Source organism: Pseudomonas gebzensis, from assembly GCF_034427815.1.
In the GTDB taxonomy this organism is placed as follows: Bacteria; Pseudomonadota; Gammaproteobacteria; order Pseudomonadales; family Pseudomonadaceae; genus Aquipseudomonas.
In genome coordinates this window covers 12,397-27,218 of record NZ_JAXQNS010000009.1, presented here as the reverse complement: position 1 = coordinate 27,218, position 14,822 = coordinate 12,397, and the positions used below count along the sequence as shown (strand labels likewise).

12 protein-coding genes and 2 pseudogenes are annotated in these 14,822 nt (G+C 65.9%); 1 reads left to right on the top strand and 13 read right to left on the bottom strand.

Annotated features, from left to right (window positions below; all coding sequences use genetic code 11):
* Positions 1–61: 61 nt before the first annotated feature.
* The 7 genes from SJI00_RS16910 to SJI00_RS16880 form a co-directional block, all read right to left on the bottom strand.
* The gene (locus SJI00_RS16910) at positions 62–532 is read right to left on the bottom strand and encodes an A24 family peptidase (protein WP_322462850.1); all 471 of its coding nucleotides are present in this window, start codon (positions 530–532) and stop codon (positions 62–64) included.
* A gap of 327 nt (positions 533–859) precedes the next feature.
* Complete coding sequence (locus SJI00_RS16905; protein WP_322462849.1) at positions 860–1,420, bottom strand: DUF4136 domain-containing protein; 561 nt, start codon at positions 1,418–1,420, stop codon at positions 860–862.
* A gap of 18 nt (positions 1,421–1,438) precedes the next feature.
* Positions 1,439–2,068, bottom strand: a complete 630-nt coding sequence (locus SJI00_RS16900; protein ID WP_322462848.1) for a DUF4136 domain-containing protein — start codon at positions 2,066–2,068, stop codon at positions 1,439–1,441.
* Positions 2,069–2,324: 256 nt separating this feature from the next.
* Positions 2,325–3,074, bottom strand: coding sequence for a methyltransferase (locus tag SJI00_RS16895; protein WP_322462847.1), 750 nt, complete (start codon positions 3,072–3,074; stop codon positions 2,325–2,327).
* On the bottom strand, positions 3,071–3,376 hold the full coding sequence (locus SJI00_RS16890; protein WP_322462846.1) for a nucleotide pyrophosphohydrolase: 306 nt from the start codon (positions 3,374–3,376) through the stop codon (positions 3,071–3,073). The genes SJI00_RS16895 and SJI00_RS16890 overlap by 4 nt, the downstream gene beginning before the upstream one ends.
* Positions 3,377–3,455: 79 nt before the next feature.
* The gene (locus tag SJI00_RS16885) at positions 3,456–4,319 is read right to left on the bottom strand and encodes a MaoC family dehydratase (protein WP_322462845.1); all 864 of its coding nucleotides are present in this window, start codon (positions 4,317–4,319) and stop codon (positions 3,456–3,458) included.
* A gap of 1 nt (position 4,320) precedes the next feature.
* Complete coding sequence (locus tag SJI00_RS16880; protein ID WP_322462844.1) at positions 4,321–5,673, bottom strand: 3-oxoacyl-ACP reductase; 1,353 nt, start codon at positions 5,671–5,673, stop codon at positions 4,321–4,323.
* A gap of 160 nt (positions 5,674–5,833) precedes the next feature.
* Between SJI00_RS16880 and SJI00_RS16875 the strand changes: the two genes are divergently transcribed.
* Positions 5,834–7,111, top strand: a complete 1,278-nt coding sequence (locus tag SJI00_RS16875; RefSeq protein ID WP_322462843.1) for an acetyl-CoA C-acetyltransferase — start codon at positions 5,834–5,836, stop codon at positions 7,109–7,111.
* A 609-nt stretch (positions 7,112–7,720) separates the two neighbouring features.
* Here SJI00_RS16875 and SJI00_RS22660 read toward each other — a convergent pair.
* The 6 genes and pseudogenes from SJI00_RS22660 to SJI00_RS16855 form a co-directional block, all read right to left on the bottom strand.
* Positions 7,721–8,449 carry a methyl-accepting chemotaxis protein gene (locus SJI00_RS22660; protein ID WP_416221063.1) on the bottom strand — a complete coding sequence of 243 codons (729 nt, stop codon included), beginning with the start codon at positions 8,447–8,449 and terminating at the stop codon, positions 7,721–7,723.
* Between the two features lie 129 nt (positions 8,450–8,578).
* Positions 8,579–9,508 (bottom strand): annotated as a pseudogene (locus tag SJI00_RS22655) (cache domain-containing protein); the annotation flags it as partial.
* Between the two features lie 280 nt (positions 9,509–9,788).
* On the bottom strand, positions 9,789–10,517 hold the full coding sequence (locus tag SJI00_RS22650; RefSeq protein WP_416221062.1) for a methyl-accepting chemotaxis protein: 729 nt from the start codon (positions 10,515–10,517) through the stop codon (positions 9,789–9,791).
* Between the two features lie 129 nt (positions 10,518–10,646).
* Positions 10,647–11,576: pseudogene (locus tag SJI00_RS22645) on the bottom strand (cache domain-containing protein); the annotation flags it as partial.
* A 330-nt stretch (positions 11,577–11,906) separates the two neighbouring features.
* The gene (gene cueR / locus SJI00_RS16860) at positions 11,907–12,305 is read right to left on the bottom strand and encodes a Cu(I)-responsive transcriptional regulator (protein WP_322462840.1); all 399 of its coding nucleotides are present in this window, start codon (positions 12,303–12,305) and stop codon (positions 11,907–11,909) included.
* On the bottom strand, positions 12,302–14,701 hold the full coding sequence (locus SJI00_RS16855) for a heavy metal translocating P-type ATPase (protein WP_322462839.1): 2,400 nt from the start codon (positions 14,699–14,701) through the stop codon (positions 12,302–12,304). The genes cueR and SJI00_RS16855 overlap by 4 nt, the downstream gene beginning before the upstream one ends.
* Positions 14,702–14,822 lie beyond the last annotated feature (121 nt).

The following is a 14,822-nucleotide window of genomic DNA, read 5'->3' as shown; positions in this document are numbered from 1 at the left end:
ATAAAAAAACTCCGTCCTGCGCTCCCGCGCAGGCGTTATGGGATTGTGACCACAGTCTGTGCTACGGGGTCCAAATCGATGTCAGGAGAAATCCGACCAGTACATAAGGCGCAAATGGCTGCTTGTCATTGATCTGCTCGGCCAGGACCTGCAGGCGCTTTTTCACCTTGGGATGGAGCAGCGCCAGCAGCCGGCGCCGCAGCAGCATCCACAGCACCACGCACACCCCGGCGCCAATGAAGGTCCCCAGCACGTAATGGTGACTGCTGGCCAAGGCCAGTGCGGCCACCAGCTTCACATCGCTGGCGCCCAGCCGGCCCAGCCAGTAACCGGGCAGGGTCAGCAGCATGACGATCGCCAGCCCCCAGCCCGCATCGCTGGCCTCTGCCCCCAACCAGCTGTTACCGGTGACGAACAACCAGGCCAGGGCACAGGCGCCAACGCCAAGGGTCAGGGCTTCGGATACCTGCCGCTCGCGGACATCCTGTTCACTACACAAGGCCAGCCACATCAGAAGGACCATGCTGTGCATCGATCAATTGCCATCCTTGTTCTAGGCGCTTTGACAGGCATCGACCGCCGTTCTAGAGGTCCGTCTGACAACGCGCTGGGACATTTCCTACAGCGTTAGCGTCAGGGTAGACGTGAACTCGGCCCGCAGCAGGCCGCCCGCCCAAAAACTTCGATGCCGCGACAACTGATCTGCTGTTTGGCACTGCAACTGTCTTGCGACGAGGTCGCTGTCCGGCAAGGCTGGGCTGCGCGGCGGCCCCCGTCACTGCAGCGAACCGTGATGGAGGCTGTAGAGCGTACTACGTTGCGGTAGTTGAAGGCGATCTGCCATCACTGAGCAGCGGTATCAGCGTGGTGGATAGCTGGCCATCAGTTGCGCGACGGTTTTCTGAATCGCCGCACTGCGTTCCTGGGGGCCAGGCAGGCCGCTGTTCATCATCTGCTCGGCGCTGCCGCGCCAGACCAGCTTGCCGTCGCGGCCATCAAACAGGTCAACCTGGATAGTGGCGACCTTGTAGTCGACATTGCGGGTTTCGTTGTACATCGGCCCGCCCCAGTAACCATTCCAGGCACCGCCCCAACCGCCGCCATAGCTGGTGACGACTTCGCGCTGGCGGTCTTCGACGATGAGGTAGGCGCGCGCCTTGACGTCGGCACGCGCGCCGGCTTGCACCGGGCGCAAGCCGCGTTGGTCGAGCTGGCCGGCCACGGCCTGGCGAATACGTTGTTCGGTCAGGTCACTCTTGATCCGCGGATCGTCCGGGCGGTACTCCAGCGCAGGGTCTTCCCAGGCCCAGCTGCGGTAGCCGGCGAAGTCACGACTGCCGTCGTAATCGTGCTGGACATTGGCGGTCGAGCAGGCGCCTAACAGCAGCGCGAAGGCGAGCACAGCGAAAGGGCGCAGCATGATGATGTCTCCGAATCTTCAGCGTGGGGGATAACCGCTCAGCGCTTTCTGCACGGTCTCGCGCAGCGCGTTTTCACGGTCACGGATCGATTGGCCGCCCGTACCGGTCTCGGCGCTGGCACTCCAGACCGCCTGGCCATCGCGGGCATCGAACAGCACGATGTGTACCACGCTGACCTCGACCTGATAGGTACGGGTGATCGGCCCACTGGCGTAGGCGCCATAGCCATTGCGGTAAGCACCGTAGCCCACGCCCCCATAAGGGCTGGAGTACGGGTCGTAGCTGTCGTAGTCGCGCACCTGTCGCACACGCCGTTCAATGCGCAGGTCAGCGCTGACCCACAGATCAGCCTGGCCGCCCCGGGCCGGGCGCAGGCCTTGTTGATCCAGGCCCTCGGCCAGCACCTGCGCCAATTGCGCGGGGTCGGTGTTGGCGCCGGTACTGGGCAGGCGCGCGTCGCGCCAGGCCCAGGTGCGGTAGCGCCCGTAGTCGCGGGCCGGCGCTGGATAGGCACTGGCATCGAACGTAGTGGCAGCCTGTGGCGGCGCGGGCGGCAATGGCCGACTGCTGGCGACATAGGGGTTGGCACCTTGGCAGCCGACCACGGCGAACGGCAGCAAGGCCAGGCACAGCAGGCGATAGAACATGGGTCACTCCCGGTAGGCGCTGTCTGAAAAGCCTTGAGACTCGGTGATGTTGCGTTGAACACAGCCGGGGGCGCCCAGGCTCGCAAGGCCGGCCACGACTGGACATGACCGACTTGACGCCGCCGACTGGGCGTCCCTGACTGGGCGTCCCCGACTAGGCGTCCCCGACTAGGCGTCCCCAGCTATTTTCACGGGGCCGCCATCGGCCTTGTCTGAGCTTCGCTCAAGACTGTCCAGACAGCGCCTGGCAAATCGCTCAGCGCGGTCGGCAGATCCAGTGCAGGTAACGGCCGAGCCCGGCGAAGGCGGGGTGTCGGCGGTGGGCCAGCTCCATCTCGAGCACATCGGCCAGTGCCGCCTTGGCCTGGAAGTCCCGGGGCATGTAGTCGTGAAAAACCCTGACACCGCTTTCCTCTTCGACCTGCCAGTGCGGTTCAAGTTGCGTGCGCAGTTGACGCGGGTCCACCGGGCGCTGGGGGGTCAGGCTCTGTTTTTCACCCGCCAGTTCATTGCTGCGCAGCTTGCGGAAATGGCCTTTGAGCAAGTTGCGGTACACCAGCGCATCACGGTTGTAGAACGCCAGCGACAACCAGCCGCCAGGTACGGTGAGGCGCAGCAGGGTCGGGAGGATGTCTTGGGGTTCGGCGAGCCATTCCAGCACGGCGTGGCACAGCACCAGATCGTAGGGCTGAGCGAGCTGCTCGCCCAGCGCCTGCCAGGGCGCCTGGATGAAGGTTGCACGTTGCCCCGCGTCGGCAAAGCGCTGGCGAGCCCCGTCGAGCATGGGCGCGGCAGGTTCGGCCAGGGTCACGTCGTGGCCCTGTTCGGCCAGCCACAGGGCCATGTGGCCAAGGCCGGCGCCGATGTCGAGCACGCGCAACGGGCGCTGCGGCAGGGCTTGTGAGAGGTCGGCCTGCAGCACGCCCAGGCGAATCGCGCCCTTGGCGCCGCCGTAGATCTTTTCAGCGAAGCGCGTGGCCAGCTCATCGAAATGGCGGTCGTTCATTTGCTGAACCGCCGCTCGCTGTCGGCCAGTTTGGCGCGCACCACCTGGTCCATGTCCAGACCCAGTTCGCTGCACATCAGCAGCAGGTAGAGGATCACATCCCCCACTTCCTGCCCGGCATGGGCCAGTTGCTCAGGCGCCAGGCGGCGGGATTCGTCTTCGCTGAGCCACTGGAAGATTTCCACCAGCTCGGCCATTTCCACGCTGGCCGCCATGGCCAGGTTCTTCGGGCTGTGAAAGCGTTGCCAGTCGTTGGTGTCGCGGATGCGGTGCAGGCGTTCGGTCAATTCTTGTAAATTCATAAGCGCTCCTTTGCCGCATAGCTTCGGGGGAGGCCGGCGGCAAAGCAAGCGCGTTGGGGGCCTGGCAGGGCCCGCTGGATCAGAGCGCCGCCCAGCGACCCGACATGTGCAGCCGCTGCTCCTGGCCGTGCAGACGCAACTCACCGGCAGGCCCCGCTTCAGTGGCACTGAGCACCACCTCGGCTGGCAGGCGCACGGGCTTGTGGAACTCGACCTCGAAGCGATAGCCCGCTTTGGGCAGGTGCCCCTTCAACGCCGCCAGCGCCATGGCGTTGCTCCACATGCCATGGGCGATCGCGCTGGGGAAGCCGAACAGCCGCGCGCTCAGGGTGCTGAGGTGGATGGGGTTGTAGTCGCCGGCGACCTTGGCGTAGCGCCGACCGATGTCGCGGTCGGCGTACCAGCGCGTGGCTTGCACCAGGCCGGTAGGCTCGGGGCGCTCGGCGGCGGCACCGGCCGCGGGGGTGCTGGTGTCGAGTTTGAGCCCGCGTACCAGCATGCGGCTGGTCTCGCGCCACAGCAGGCCGAGGCCATCGGACGCTTCGCTGACGACGTCGAATGTGCCGCCTTTGGCGTGGGGTTGCAGGTTTTCAGCCCAGACCGCCATCTGCAAACCCTCGAGGCCGCCCAGTGGCCGGCGCACCTCGATGCTGTTGTTCAGGTGCACCAAACCCAGCAGAGGGAACGGAAAGTCCGCGCCGGTGAGCAACTGCAACTGCAGGTTGAACGCCATCACATGGGGGTAGGTGCCTGGCAAGCGGCCGTCGTCGGGGAAGTGGCACAGCCGCCGGTAGGCGGCAAGGTTGTCGGGCTGTATGCGCAGGTAGCAGCGCAGGCCCTGGGCGGGCAGCGTGCTGCCGCTGATCTTGCGCTTGCTCACCGCGCGCAGGTACAGGCTGGCGCGCGAGTCGGGGCTGTGCAGGTCGAGCCATGGTCGAGTCATGTCACGCTCCCATCAGTGCCTGGCCGCAGACCCGTAGGGCTTGGCCGGTGACCGCACCGCTGCCGGCCTGGCCAAGCCAGGCGACGGTTTCGGCAACGTCTTGCGGGCGACCGCCCTGGCCCAGTGAGCTCAGCCGGCGCCCGGCTTCGCGCAGGCCCATGGGCATGGCGGCGGTCATGTGCGTTTCGATGAAGCCAGGGGCCACTGCATTGATGGTCGCGCCGTGTTCGGCGAGCAGCGGGGCCATGGCCTGGGCCAGGCCGATCAGCCCGGCCTTGCTGGCGGCGTAGTTGGTCTGGCCACGGTTGCCGGCGATCCCACTGACCGAGGCCAGGAGCACGATGCGTGCGTCCTGGCCCAGGCGCCCACCGTCGAGCAGCGCTTGGGTCAGCTGTTGTGGCGCCTTGAGGTTGACGGCCATGACCGAGTCCCAGTAGTCGGGGGTCATGTTGGCCAGGGTCTTGTCGCGGGTGATGCCGGCGTTGTGCACCACGATGTCGATGCCCTCGGGCAGGGCGTCGTGCAGTTGCTGGGCCGCATCGGTGGCGCAGATGTCCAGCGCCAGGGTGCGGGCGCCCAGGCGTGCGGCCAGGGCGTCGAGGTCTTTTTGCGCGCCGGGCACATCGAGCAGTACCAGTTCGGCGCCATCGCGGGCCAGGGTCTCGGCGATCGAGGCGCCAATGCCGCGTGCGGCACCGGTGACCAGTGCCCGGCGTCCGGCCAGGGGGCGGCTCCAGTCCGTGACCTGCGCAGCACAGGCCTGCAAGCGCAGCACCTGCCCGGAAATGAACGCACTTTTCGGCGAAAGGAAAAAGCGCAGCGCGCCTTCAAGCTGCGCCTCGGCGCCTTCGCCGACATACAGCAGCTGGGCCGTGGCACCGTTGCGCAGCTCCTTGGCCAGCGAGCGGCTGAAACCTTCCAGGGCACGTTGCGTCAGGCTGGCCGACAGGTCGTTGAGGGCTTCGGGCGGGCGCCCCAGGATCACCACATGGGCGCTCGGCGCAAGGCTGCGCATCAGCGGCTGGAAGAATTCGCGCAACTGCCGCAGCTGGTCGCTGTCGGACAGGTGACTGGCATCGAACACCACGGCTTTGAGCTTCTTGCCAAGCCCGGCGACCCAGGTGGGTGCTTGCAGGTCGGCGCATTCATAGGCATAGAGCTCTTCGGTGAGGGTCGCGGCCAGGGCCTGTACCTGCTGGGCCAGCGGTCCGCCGCCGAGCACCAGGGCGCCGTCGACCGGCCGCATACGGCCAGCTTGCCAGCGTTCGAGGGCGACAGGGCGGGGCAGGCCGAGGGCATCGACCACGCGTCGACCGAGGGCAGAGTTGGCAAAGCCGATGTAGCGATCGCTCATGGGGAAGGTCTCCTGGAAAGGCAAACATGCAGTGTGGACCAACTTCCCGGGTGGGTCGTTCGACCCCGGTAAAAACACCTACGCTGAGGGGCCATTGTTCGTCAGCCGCGTTGGCCCTTCTGCCAAGGGCCGATCAATCAGTTTCAGGAGGAAGCAGCACATGGGATCAACTCGCCGGGTCGCGATTCTGGGCGGCAACCGTATTCCTTTCGCCCGCTCCAACGGGGCCTATGCCACGGCCAGCAACCAGGCCATGCTCACCGCCGCGCTGGAAGGGCTGGTGGAGCGTTACCGCCTGCATGGCCTGCGTCTGGGTGAGGTGGTTGCCGGGGCGGTACTCAAGCACTCGCGCGACATGAACCTGACCCGCGAGTGCGTACTGGGCTCGCGCCTGTCGCCGCAGACTCCGGCCTATGACATCCAGCAAGCCTGCGGCACGGGCTTGGAGGCTGCATTGCTTGCGGCCAACAAGATCGCCCTGGGGCAGATCGATTGCGCGGTGGCCGGTGGCGTCGACACCACTTCCGATGCGCCCATCGCCGTCAATGAAGGGCTGCGGCGGATTCTGCTGGCGGCGGGTCGCGGCAAAAGCCTTGGCCAGCGGCTCACACCCTTTCTCGGCCTGCGCCCCGGCCATCTCAAGCCGGCACTGCCGCGCAACGGCGAGCCGCGTACCGGCCTGTCGATGGGCCAGCATTGCGAGCAGATGGCACAGACCTGGCAGATCGAGCGCAGCGACCAGGATGAATTGGCCTTGCAAAGCCATCAGCACCTGGCAGCATCCTATGCCGAGGGCTGGCATGACGACCTGATGACCCCGTACCTGGGCCTGGTCCGCGACAACAACCTGCGGCCCGAGCTCACCCTGGATCAGCTCAGCCGGCTGAAACCCGTTTTTCAGCGCAGCGCCAAGGGCACGCTCACCGCGGGCAATTCAACCCCGCTCACCGACGGCGCGTCATTGGTGCTACTGGCCAGCGAAGACTGGGCCGCCGAGCGCGGTCTGCCGGTGCAGGCTTATCTGGTGGACGGCGAAACCGCCGCTGTGGATTTCGTCAAGGGGCAGGAAGGCCTGTTGATGGCCCCGGTCTATGCGGTGCCGCGCCTGCTGGCGCGCAATGGCCTGAGCCTGCAGGACTTTGACTACTACGAGATCCACGAAGCCTTCGCCGCACAAGTGCTGTGCACCCTCAAGGCGTGGGAAGACCCAGACTTCTGCCGTACTCGCCTGGGGCTGGACGGTGCGCTGGGCGCCATCGACCGCAGCAAGCTCAACGTCAAGGGCAGCTCGCTGGCCGCAGGGCATCCGTTCGCCGCCACCGGCGGACGCATCCTCGCGCATCTGGCCAAATTGCTGGCCAAGGCCGGCAAGGGCCGGGGATTGATCTCCATTTGTGCCGCAGGCGGGCAGGGGGTGACGGTGATCGTCGAGCGTTAGGCTTCTACACGCTCGGGCCGAGGCCAACCGTGTTTCATTCAAGCCCGCGCAAAAACCCGCTGGGTGGGCTCTTTCAGTTGAATCCGTGTTGTCTGTACCAGGCCGGCTACGCCGGCCATCGCGGCAATCCGGAGCGCCGCACCGGCCGCTCCCGCAGGGGCGGCGGTGGCTCGACCAACGTCCGCGTTCAGTCAAACGCAGTCCCAGTAGGCGGCCATTGCCGCGATGGGCGGCGAAGCCGACCCTCTCCAGGCGCCCACGATCACGCATGAATAGGGGTCGCAGCCCTGGGGCGGCTTTGCCGTCCATCGCGGCAATAGCCGCTGCCTACAGGAACGCGTTTGTTCAGTTGGCAGGCTGATCGCTGATGCCTGCACTGGGCCGACACTGGCCGCCCATCCCGGCGGCCCCGTCCCCAGCAGGCACGGGGCTCGACCATGGCTGCTGCCCTCACGCCTCGACCTGTCGGGTCTTGAACCGCTGCCCTCACGCCTCGACCTGTCGGGTCTTGAACCGCTGCCCTCACGCCTCGACCTGTCGGGTCTTGAACCGCTGCCCTCACGCCTCGACCTGTCGGGTCTTGAACCGCTGCCCTTACGCCGCGACCGATCAGGTCTTGAAGCGCCGCACCAACGCATCCAGTTCGTTGGACAACCCAGCCAGGCTCTGCGAATCCACGCGCGCTGTTTGCGCCAGTTCCGCCACCAACTGCGCATCGCCATGAATCTGCGCGATGTGGCGGTTGATGTCCTCGGCAACCTGATGCTGCTCCTCGGCCGCTGTGGCAATTTGTGTGTTCATGTCGCGGATCACGTCCACCGAGTCACGAATCTGTCCAAAGCTGTCGCGGGCCATGCCGATGCGCGTTACCGACTGCACCGACACTTCCAGGCTGGCATGCATCTGCTCGGCCACTTGCGAGGTGCGGTTAGCCAGGTTGCCCAGCAAACCATCGATCTCGGCAGTGGAGTCTGCCGTACGCTTGGCCAACGCCCGCACCTCGTCAGCGACCACGGCAAAGCCGCGGCCTTGTTCGCCGGCGCGAGCCGCCTCGATCGCGGCATTGAGCGCCAGCAGGTTGGTCTGTTCGGCAATCGAACGGATGGTGCCCAGGATCGACTGGATCGCATTGCTGTCGCGTTCCAGCTGCTGGATCGACTGCGCCGATTGCTCGATTTCCTGGCTCAGGCGGTCCACGCTCGACACCGCCGCATCGATCTGCGCCTGGCCTTCCCGGGCCTGCTGCTGACCGCTGTCGGCCGACTGCGCAGCCTGGCTGCAGGAGCGCGCCACTTCGTTGGCGGTGGCGACCATTTCATGGAATGCCGTCGAGACCATGTCCACCGCTTCGCGCTGGCGCCCGGCCGCATCGGCCATGTCCCCGGACACGCGTGTGGCACTGGCCGACGAGCTGAGAATCTGGCTCGCCGACACGCCGATGTGCTGGATCAGGCTACGGATGGCACCGAGGAACTGGTTGAACCAGCCGGCCAGTTGCGCCGTTTCGTCGCGGCCACGCACCTCCAGGCTGCGGGTCAGGTCGCCTTCGCCCTGGGCGATGCCTTCCAGCCCGCTGCTGACGCTGTTGATCGGCCGCACGATGAGCTTGGCGAACGTTGCGCCAATCACCGCAAACAGCGCTGCCAGCACCAGTGCCACCACGCCGATGATCCAGCTCAGGCGGGTAGCGCTCTGCATCACTTCCTGCTGCTGGATCAGACCAATGAAGGTCCAGCCCAATTGCTCGTCCTGATAGACGTTGGCCATGTAGCGCTCGCCGTCGATCTGCACCTCCACCAGGCCCTTGCCGGCCTTGGCCAGGGTCTCGTAGTCACCGCCCAGGCTGGCGAGCTGCTTGAAGTTGTGGCTGGCGTCGCGCGGGTCGACCAGCACGTTGCCGTTGTTTTCGATCAGCATCAGGTAGCCGCTTTCACCCAGCTTGATCTTCTTGACGATCTCGGTCAGGCCATTGAGCGAGACGTCGACGTTGACCACACCGCCGGTGGCGCCGAAGCCGTTGGCGACCGAGATGCCGGTGCTGATCAGGGCCATGTCATCGGCGGCCCAATAATAGGCCTCGGAACGTACTGGCTTGCCAGGCACCGCCATGGACTTCTGATACCAGGGGCGTACACGCGGATCATAGCCGTCGAGCTTCTTACTCTCCGGCCAGCTGACATAGCCGCCGTCGGACACGCCGTACGAGATGTAGGCGTAGTCCGGGTGGGTCTTGGCCAGGCGGTCGAGGTAGGCCAGCACCTCTCGTGACTGGTCGGTGAGCTCATAGGAAGGTTTGGCTGCCATGAACTTGTTGAGCCCGTCACTGATACCGCCGAGCAGTGGCTGCGCGGCCAGAAACTCGACGTTCTGGTCGATGCCCTTGAAGAAAATGTTCATGGCGTTGCCGACTTGCCTGATTTCCCTGCTGCTGTTATCGACAAAATCGTCGCGCGCTTCATTGCGCAGGTTGAGCACCACGATGGCGGCCACGACCGCGATGGGCAGGCCGGCGATGACCGCGAAGGCCCACGTGAGTTTGTGCTTGATGTTCATCTACGACGCTCCGGATTTATTGTTTTCATGCAAGGCAGGGGAGTGGGCAAAGCACTGATTGTCATCCATGGCGCGTGACGCTGAGTTGACGCACGCCGGGTCGGTAGCGTGCGTCGGGGTGGTTTCAGGTGCGGAAGCGCTTGACCAGCGCATCCAGTTCATTGGAGAACCCAGCCAGGTTCGCGGAATCCTGTCGCGCCGAATGGGCCAGTTCTGCCACCCGCTGCGCATCGCCATGGATCTGGGCGATGTGGCGGTTGATGTCTTCGGCCACCTGATGCTGCTCTTCTGCGGCGGTCGCGATCTGCGTGTTCATGTCGCGGATCACGTCCACCGAGTCACGGATCTGCCCGAAGCTGTCGCGGGCCATGCCGATGCGCGTTACCGACTGCACCGACACTTCCAGGCTGGCATGCATCTGCCCAGCCACTTGCGAGGTGCGGTTGGCCAGGTTGCCCAGCAAGCCATCGATCTCGGCAGTGGAATCGGCGGTACGCTTGGCCAGTGCCCGCACCTCGTCAGCGACCACTGCGAAGCCGCGGCCCTGCTCACCGGCGCGCGCGGCTTCGATGGCGGCATTGAGTGCCAGCAGGTTGGTCTGTTCGGCAATCGAACGAATGGTGCCGAGAATCGACTGAATGGCGTTGCTGTCGCGCTCGAGCTGCTGCATCGACTGCGCCGACTGCTCGATTTCCTGGCTCAGGCGGTCAACGCTCGACACCGCTGCATCGATCTGGGCCTGGCCTTCACGGGCCTGCTGCTGGCCGCTGTCGGCCGACTGCGCGGCCTGGCTGCAGGAACGTGCGACTTCGTTGGCCGTGGCCACCATCTCATGGAATGCCGTGGAGACCATGTCCACGGCTTCGCGCTGGCGCCCGGCGGCCTCGGCCATGTCGTGCGAGACCTGGGACGCCGTGGCCGACGCTGCGAGAATCTTGTTCGCCGAGCCGCTGATGTGCTGGATCAGGCTGCGGATGGCGCCGAGGAACTGGTTGAACCAGCTGGCCAGGCGCGCGGTTTCGTCGTTGCCATGCACCTCCAGGCTGCGGGTCAGGTCGCCTTCGCCCTGGGCAATGTCTTCGAGACCCCGGGTCACGCCATTGATCGGGCGCACGATGACGCCCGCAAACGCCATGCCCGCCAGCGCAAAGATACCGGCCAGGACCACGGCAATGATGCCGATCACCCAGCTCAGGCGGGTGGTGCTGGCCATGACTTCGTCCTGTTGAATCAGGCCGACGAAGATCCAGCCCAACGCTTCGTCGGGGTAGACGTTGGCCATGTAGCGCACGCCGTCGATCTGGATGTCACGCAGACCTTTGCCGGCTCCGGCCAGGGCGGCATAGCCGCCGGCCAGCTCGCCCACCGGCTTGAAGTTGTGGCTGGCGTCACGCGGGTTCACCAGCACCTTGCCGTCGTGTTCGAGCAGCATCAGAAAGCCGCTGTCGCCGACCTTGATGTTCTTGATCAGGTCGGTCAGGCCCTTGAGCGAGACGTCGACGTTGACCACGCCCCCGCTGGTGCCCAGCGGGTTCGAAACCGTGCGCACGGTGCTGATCAGCACCGCATCATCGGCCGCCCAGTAATAGGCTTCGGTGCGCACGGTCTTGCCGGGGTTGGCCATGGCTAGCTGGTACCACGGTCGCTGGCGCGGGTCGTAACTGGCGAGCTTCTGTCCGGCCGGCCAGCCGACGTAGCCGCCATCGGCCTGGGCATAGGCCATGTAGGCGTAGGACGGGTGGGTCGAGCCGAGCTGATCGAGCAGGGCCAGGACCTTCTGGTCCTGTTCGCCCAACTGATTCGAGGCGTCGGCGGTCAGGTACTTGTTGAGGTTGCTGCCCGAGGCAGTCACCACAGGTTGCTTGGCGAGAAACTCGACGTTCTGGTCGATACCCTGGAAGAACAACTGCATGGCGTTGCCGACCTGGCGGATCTCCCGTGTGCTGCTGTCAACGAAATCGTCTCGCGAGTCATCGCGCAGGTTGATGATCACGAGGGTGGCGACGATGACGATGGGCAGGCCGGCAATCACGGCAAAGGCCAAGGTCAGTTTTTGTTTGATGTTCATCCATGCTCCAGAAACCCAGGTCAGGGGCGAGCGCCACCTGTAACCGGGACATCGGCAGGAGCGCCTTTTTGTAAAGGCCAATCGCCGCTTTCATTGACGCAGGCGTCGCTGTGGGCAATGAACCTGTCGTATCTGGAGCGCAGGTGTCGGTGCCGCATGCGCTGGCGGCTGAAATCAGTCGCAGCAGCCTTGGGCCAGGTCCTTGAGGATGGGGCAGTCGGGGCGGTCATCGCCCTGGCAGCCGGCCACCAGGTGCGCGAGGGTTTCCCGCAGGCTCAGCAGCTCGGCAATGCGCTGGTCGAGGGCGTCGATGTGCTGCTGGGCCAGCGCCTTGACGTCGGCACTGGCGCGCTGGCGGTCCTGCCAGAGGGTCAGCAGGCGGGCCACTTCGTCGAGCGAAAAGCCCAGGTCGCGTGAGCGCTTGATGAAGGCCAGGCGGTGCAGGTCGTGCGCCTGGTACAGCCGGTAACCGCTGTCGCTGCGCGCGGCCGGAACGAGCAAGCCGATGGCTTCGTAATGGCGGATCATCTTGGCACTGAGCCCGCTGCGGCGGGCGGCTTGTCCAATGTTCATGGTGTCTCCGAAGGGGGCGCAGCGGGCTTCCAGGTTTTCAGCCACAAGGCATTGCTCACCACGCTGACACTCGACAGCGCCATCGCCGCACCCGCCAGCACCGGGTTGAGGTAGCCAAAGGCGGCCAGTGGAATGCCCACCAGGTTGTAGATGAATGCCCAGAACAGGTTCTGGCGGATCTTGGCGTAGGTCTTGCGGCTGATGTCCAGCGCTGCGGGCACCAGGCGCGGGTCGCCGCGCATCAGGGTGATGCCGGCGGCCTGCATCGCCACGTCGGTGCCGCCTCCCATGGCGATGCCGATGTCGGCGGCGGCGAGTGCCGGGGCGTCGTTGATGCCGTCACCGACCATCGCCACCACGCCATCGGTTTTCAGCCGGTTCACGGTGGCGGCCTTGTCGGCCGGCAACACCTCGGCATACACGTCATCGATGCCCAGCGCCTGCGCCACCACACGGGCGCTGCCACGGTTATCACCGGTCAGCAGGTGGCTACTGATGTGCCGCGCCTGCAATGCCTGGATCGCCTGCTGAGCGCCGGGTTTGAGGCTGTCGCCAAAGGCGAACAGGGCGAGCAGGCGAGGCGTTTCGCCACGCTCGATCAGCCATGACAACGTGCGGCCTTCGGCTTCCCAGGCCTGGGCGCTGTCGGCCAGCTGCCCTGGGGCCAGGCCGCTTTCATCAAGCAAGCGGCGGTTGCCCAGGGCCAGCGCGCGCCCCGTGACCCGCCCGGCGATGCCGCGGCCGGTCAGTGATTGGCTGTCGGTTACCGGCGGGACGTCCAACTGCTGTGCCTGGCACTGCTCCAGCATGGCCTTGGCCAGTGGGTGCTCACTGCCGCGCTGCAAGGCCCCGGCCAGGCGCAAGGCATCGTCCAGCGTGCCGCTGGCGGCCTGGCTGTGAACGATGCGCGGCGCGCCGGAGGTGAGCGTGCCGGTCTTGTCGAAGACCACGCGGTTCACGGCGTGGGCACGCTCCAGCGCTTCGGCATCCTTGATCAGAATGCCGTGCCGAGCGGCAACGCCCGTGCCGGCCATGATCGCCGCTGGCGTGGCCAGGCCCAGTGCGCACGGGCAGGCGATCACCAACACCGCCACCGCGTTGATCAGGGCGACGTCCATGGGCGCGCCGCTGAGCGACCAGCCGACCAATGTCAGCACCGCCAGCACCAGGACTGCCGGGACGAACACCTGGCTGACCCGGTCCACCAGCTTCTGGATCGGCGCCTTGGCGGCCTGGGCGTCTTCCACCAGGCGGATGATCCGTGCCAGCACGGTCTCGGTGCCCAAGGCCTGGGTCTGTACGATCAGCCGGCCTTCGCCGTTGATCGCGCCGCCGGTCACGCTGTCGCCGGGCTGCTTGGGCACCGGCAGACTTTCGCCGCTGATCAGCGCTTCGTCGGCGTGGCTGTGGCCGTCGAGGATCAGGCCATCGACCGGGAAGCGCTCACCCGGCTTGACCAGCACCTGATCGTCGAGGCGCAACTGACCGATGGCCACGTCTTCTTCGCGGCCCTCGCTCAAGCGTACCGCGCGCTCCGGGCGCAGCGCTTCGAGGGCGCGGATGGCGCTGGCGGTCTGGCGTTTGGCGCGGCTTTCCAGGTACTTGCCCAGCAGCACCAGGGCAATCACCACGGCGCTGGCTTCGAAGTACAGGTGCGGCTCCATGCCGGCGTGGGCGTTGGCCCACTGGTACAGGCTCAGCCCGTAACCGGCGCTGGTGCCCAGGGCCACCAGCAAATCCATGTTGCCCGCGCCGGCCTTCACTGCCTTCCAGGCGGCCACGTAGAAGCGCGCGCCGAGGATGAACTGCACTGGCGTGGCCAACACGAACTGGGCCCAGGCCGGCAGCATCCAGTGCAGGCCGAACGGCTGCACCAGCATCGGCAGCACCAGCGGCAGGGCCAGGAGTACGGCCGCGACCACTGCAATGCGCTCGTTGCGCAGCCGGCGTTGGGCGGCGGCTGCATCGTTAGCATGGTTGCGCGGCAGGCTGGCGCTGTAGCCGGCTTTTTGTACCGCTTCGATCAGCGTTGCGTCATCCAGGCTGGCGATCAACTCGACGTGGGCGCGTTCGTTGGCCAGGTTCACGCTGACCTGCTGCACACCCTGCACCTTGTTCAGGGCCCGCTCGACGCGCCCGGCGCACGAGGCGCAGGTCATGCCGCCGATCTGTAGCTCCAAGGTACGCAGCGGCACTTGATAGCCGGCCGCGCGGATGGCGTCGAGCAGGGCGGGCAGGCTGCCCGCAGGCGCCTGCACGCGGGCGTGTTCCGTGGCGAGGTTGACGCTGACGTCCGCAGCACCGCTGACTCTGCCCAGGGCGCGTTCGACACGCCCGGCGCAACTGGCGCAGGTCATTCCGGTGATGGGCAGTTGGTAGGTGGTGAAGGCAGACATGGCGCTACTCCCTGTGTCAGGTCCCAGGGCGCGGTCTGTAAAGCCTCGAAGCTGGGTTGCGCGGCGTTGAAAACAGCCAACCCTTCGCTCGAGCGTTTTGTCAGACAGCGCCCGTTCAGGC

Bases quoted from the DNA above. Each gene is read 5' to 3' on its own strand.
- SJI00_RS16875 (WP_322462843.1), top strand. From the start codon at position 5,834: ATGGGATCAACTCGCCGGGTCGCGATTCTGGGCGGCAACCGTATTCCT.
- SJI00_RS16895 (WP_322462847.1), bottom strand. From the start codon at position 3,074: ATGAACGACCGCCATTTCGATGAGCTGGCCACGCGCTTCGCTGAAAAG.
- SJI00_RS16910 (WP_322462850.1), bottom strand. From the start codon at position 532: ATGCACAGCATGGTCCTTCTGATGTGGCTGGCCTTGTGTAGTGAACAG.
- SJI00_RS16855 (WP_322462839.1), bottom strand. From the start codon at position 14,701: ATGTCTGCCTTCACCACCTACCAACTGCCCATCACCGGAATGACCTGC.
- cueR (WP_322462840.1), bottom strand. From the start codon at position 12,305: ATGAACATTGGACAAGCCGCCCGCCGCAGCGGGCTCAGTGCCAAGATG.
- SJI00_RS22650 (WP_416221062.1), bottom strand. From the start codon at position 10,517: ATGGTCTCCACGGCATTCCATGAGATGGTGGCCACGGCCAACGAAGTC.
- SJI00_RS16900 (WP_322462848.1), bottom strand. From the start codon at position 2,068: ATGTTCTATCGCCTGCTGTGCCTGGCCTTGCTGCCGTTCGCCGTGGTC.
- SJI00_RS22660 (WP_416221063.1), bottom strand. From the start codon at position 8,449: ATGGTCTCGACGGCATTCCATGAAATGGTCGCCACCGCCAACGAAGTG.
- SJI00_RS16890 (WP_322462846.1), bottom strand. From the start codon at position 3,376: ATGAATTTACAAGAATTGACCGAACGCCTGCACCGCATCCGCGACACC.
- SJI00_RS16905 (WP_322462849.1), bottom strand. From the start codon at position 1,420: ATGCTGCGCCCTTTCGCTGTGCTCGCCTTCGCGCTGCTGTTAGGCGCC.
- SJI00_RS16885 (WP_322462845.1), bottom strand. From the start codon at position 4,319: ATGACTCGACCATGGCTCGACCTGCACAGCCCCGACTCGCGCGCCAGC.
- SJI00_RS16880 (WP_322462844.1), bottom strand. From the start codon at position 5,673: ATGAGCGATCGCTACATCGGCTTTGCCAACTCTGCCCTCGGTCGACGC.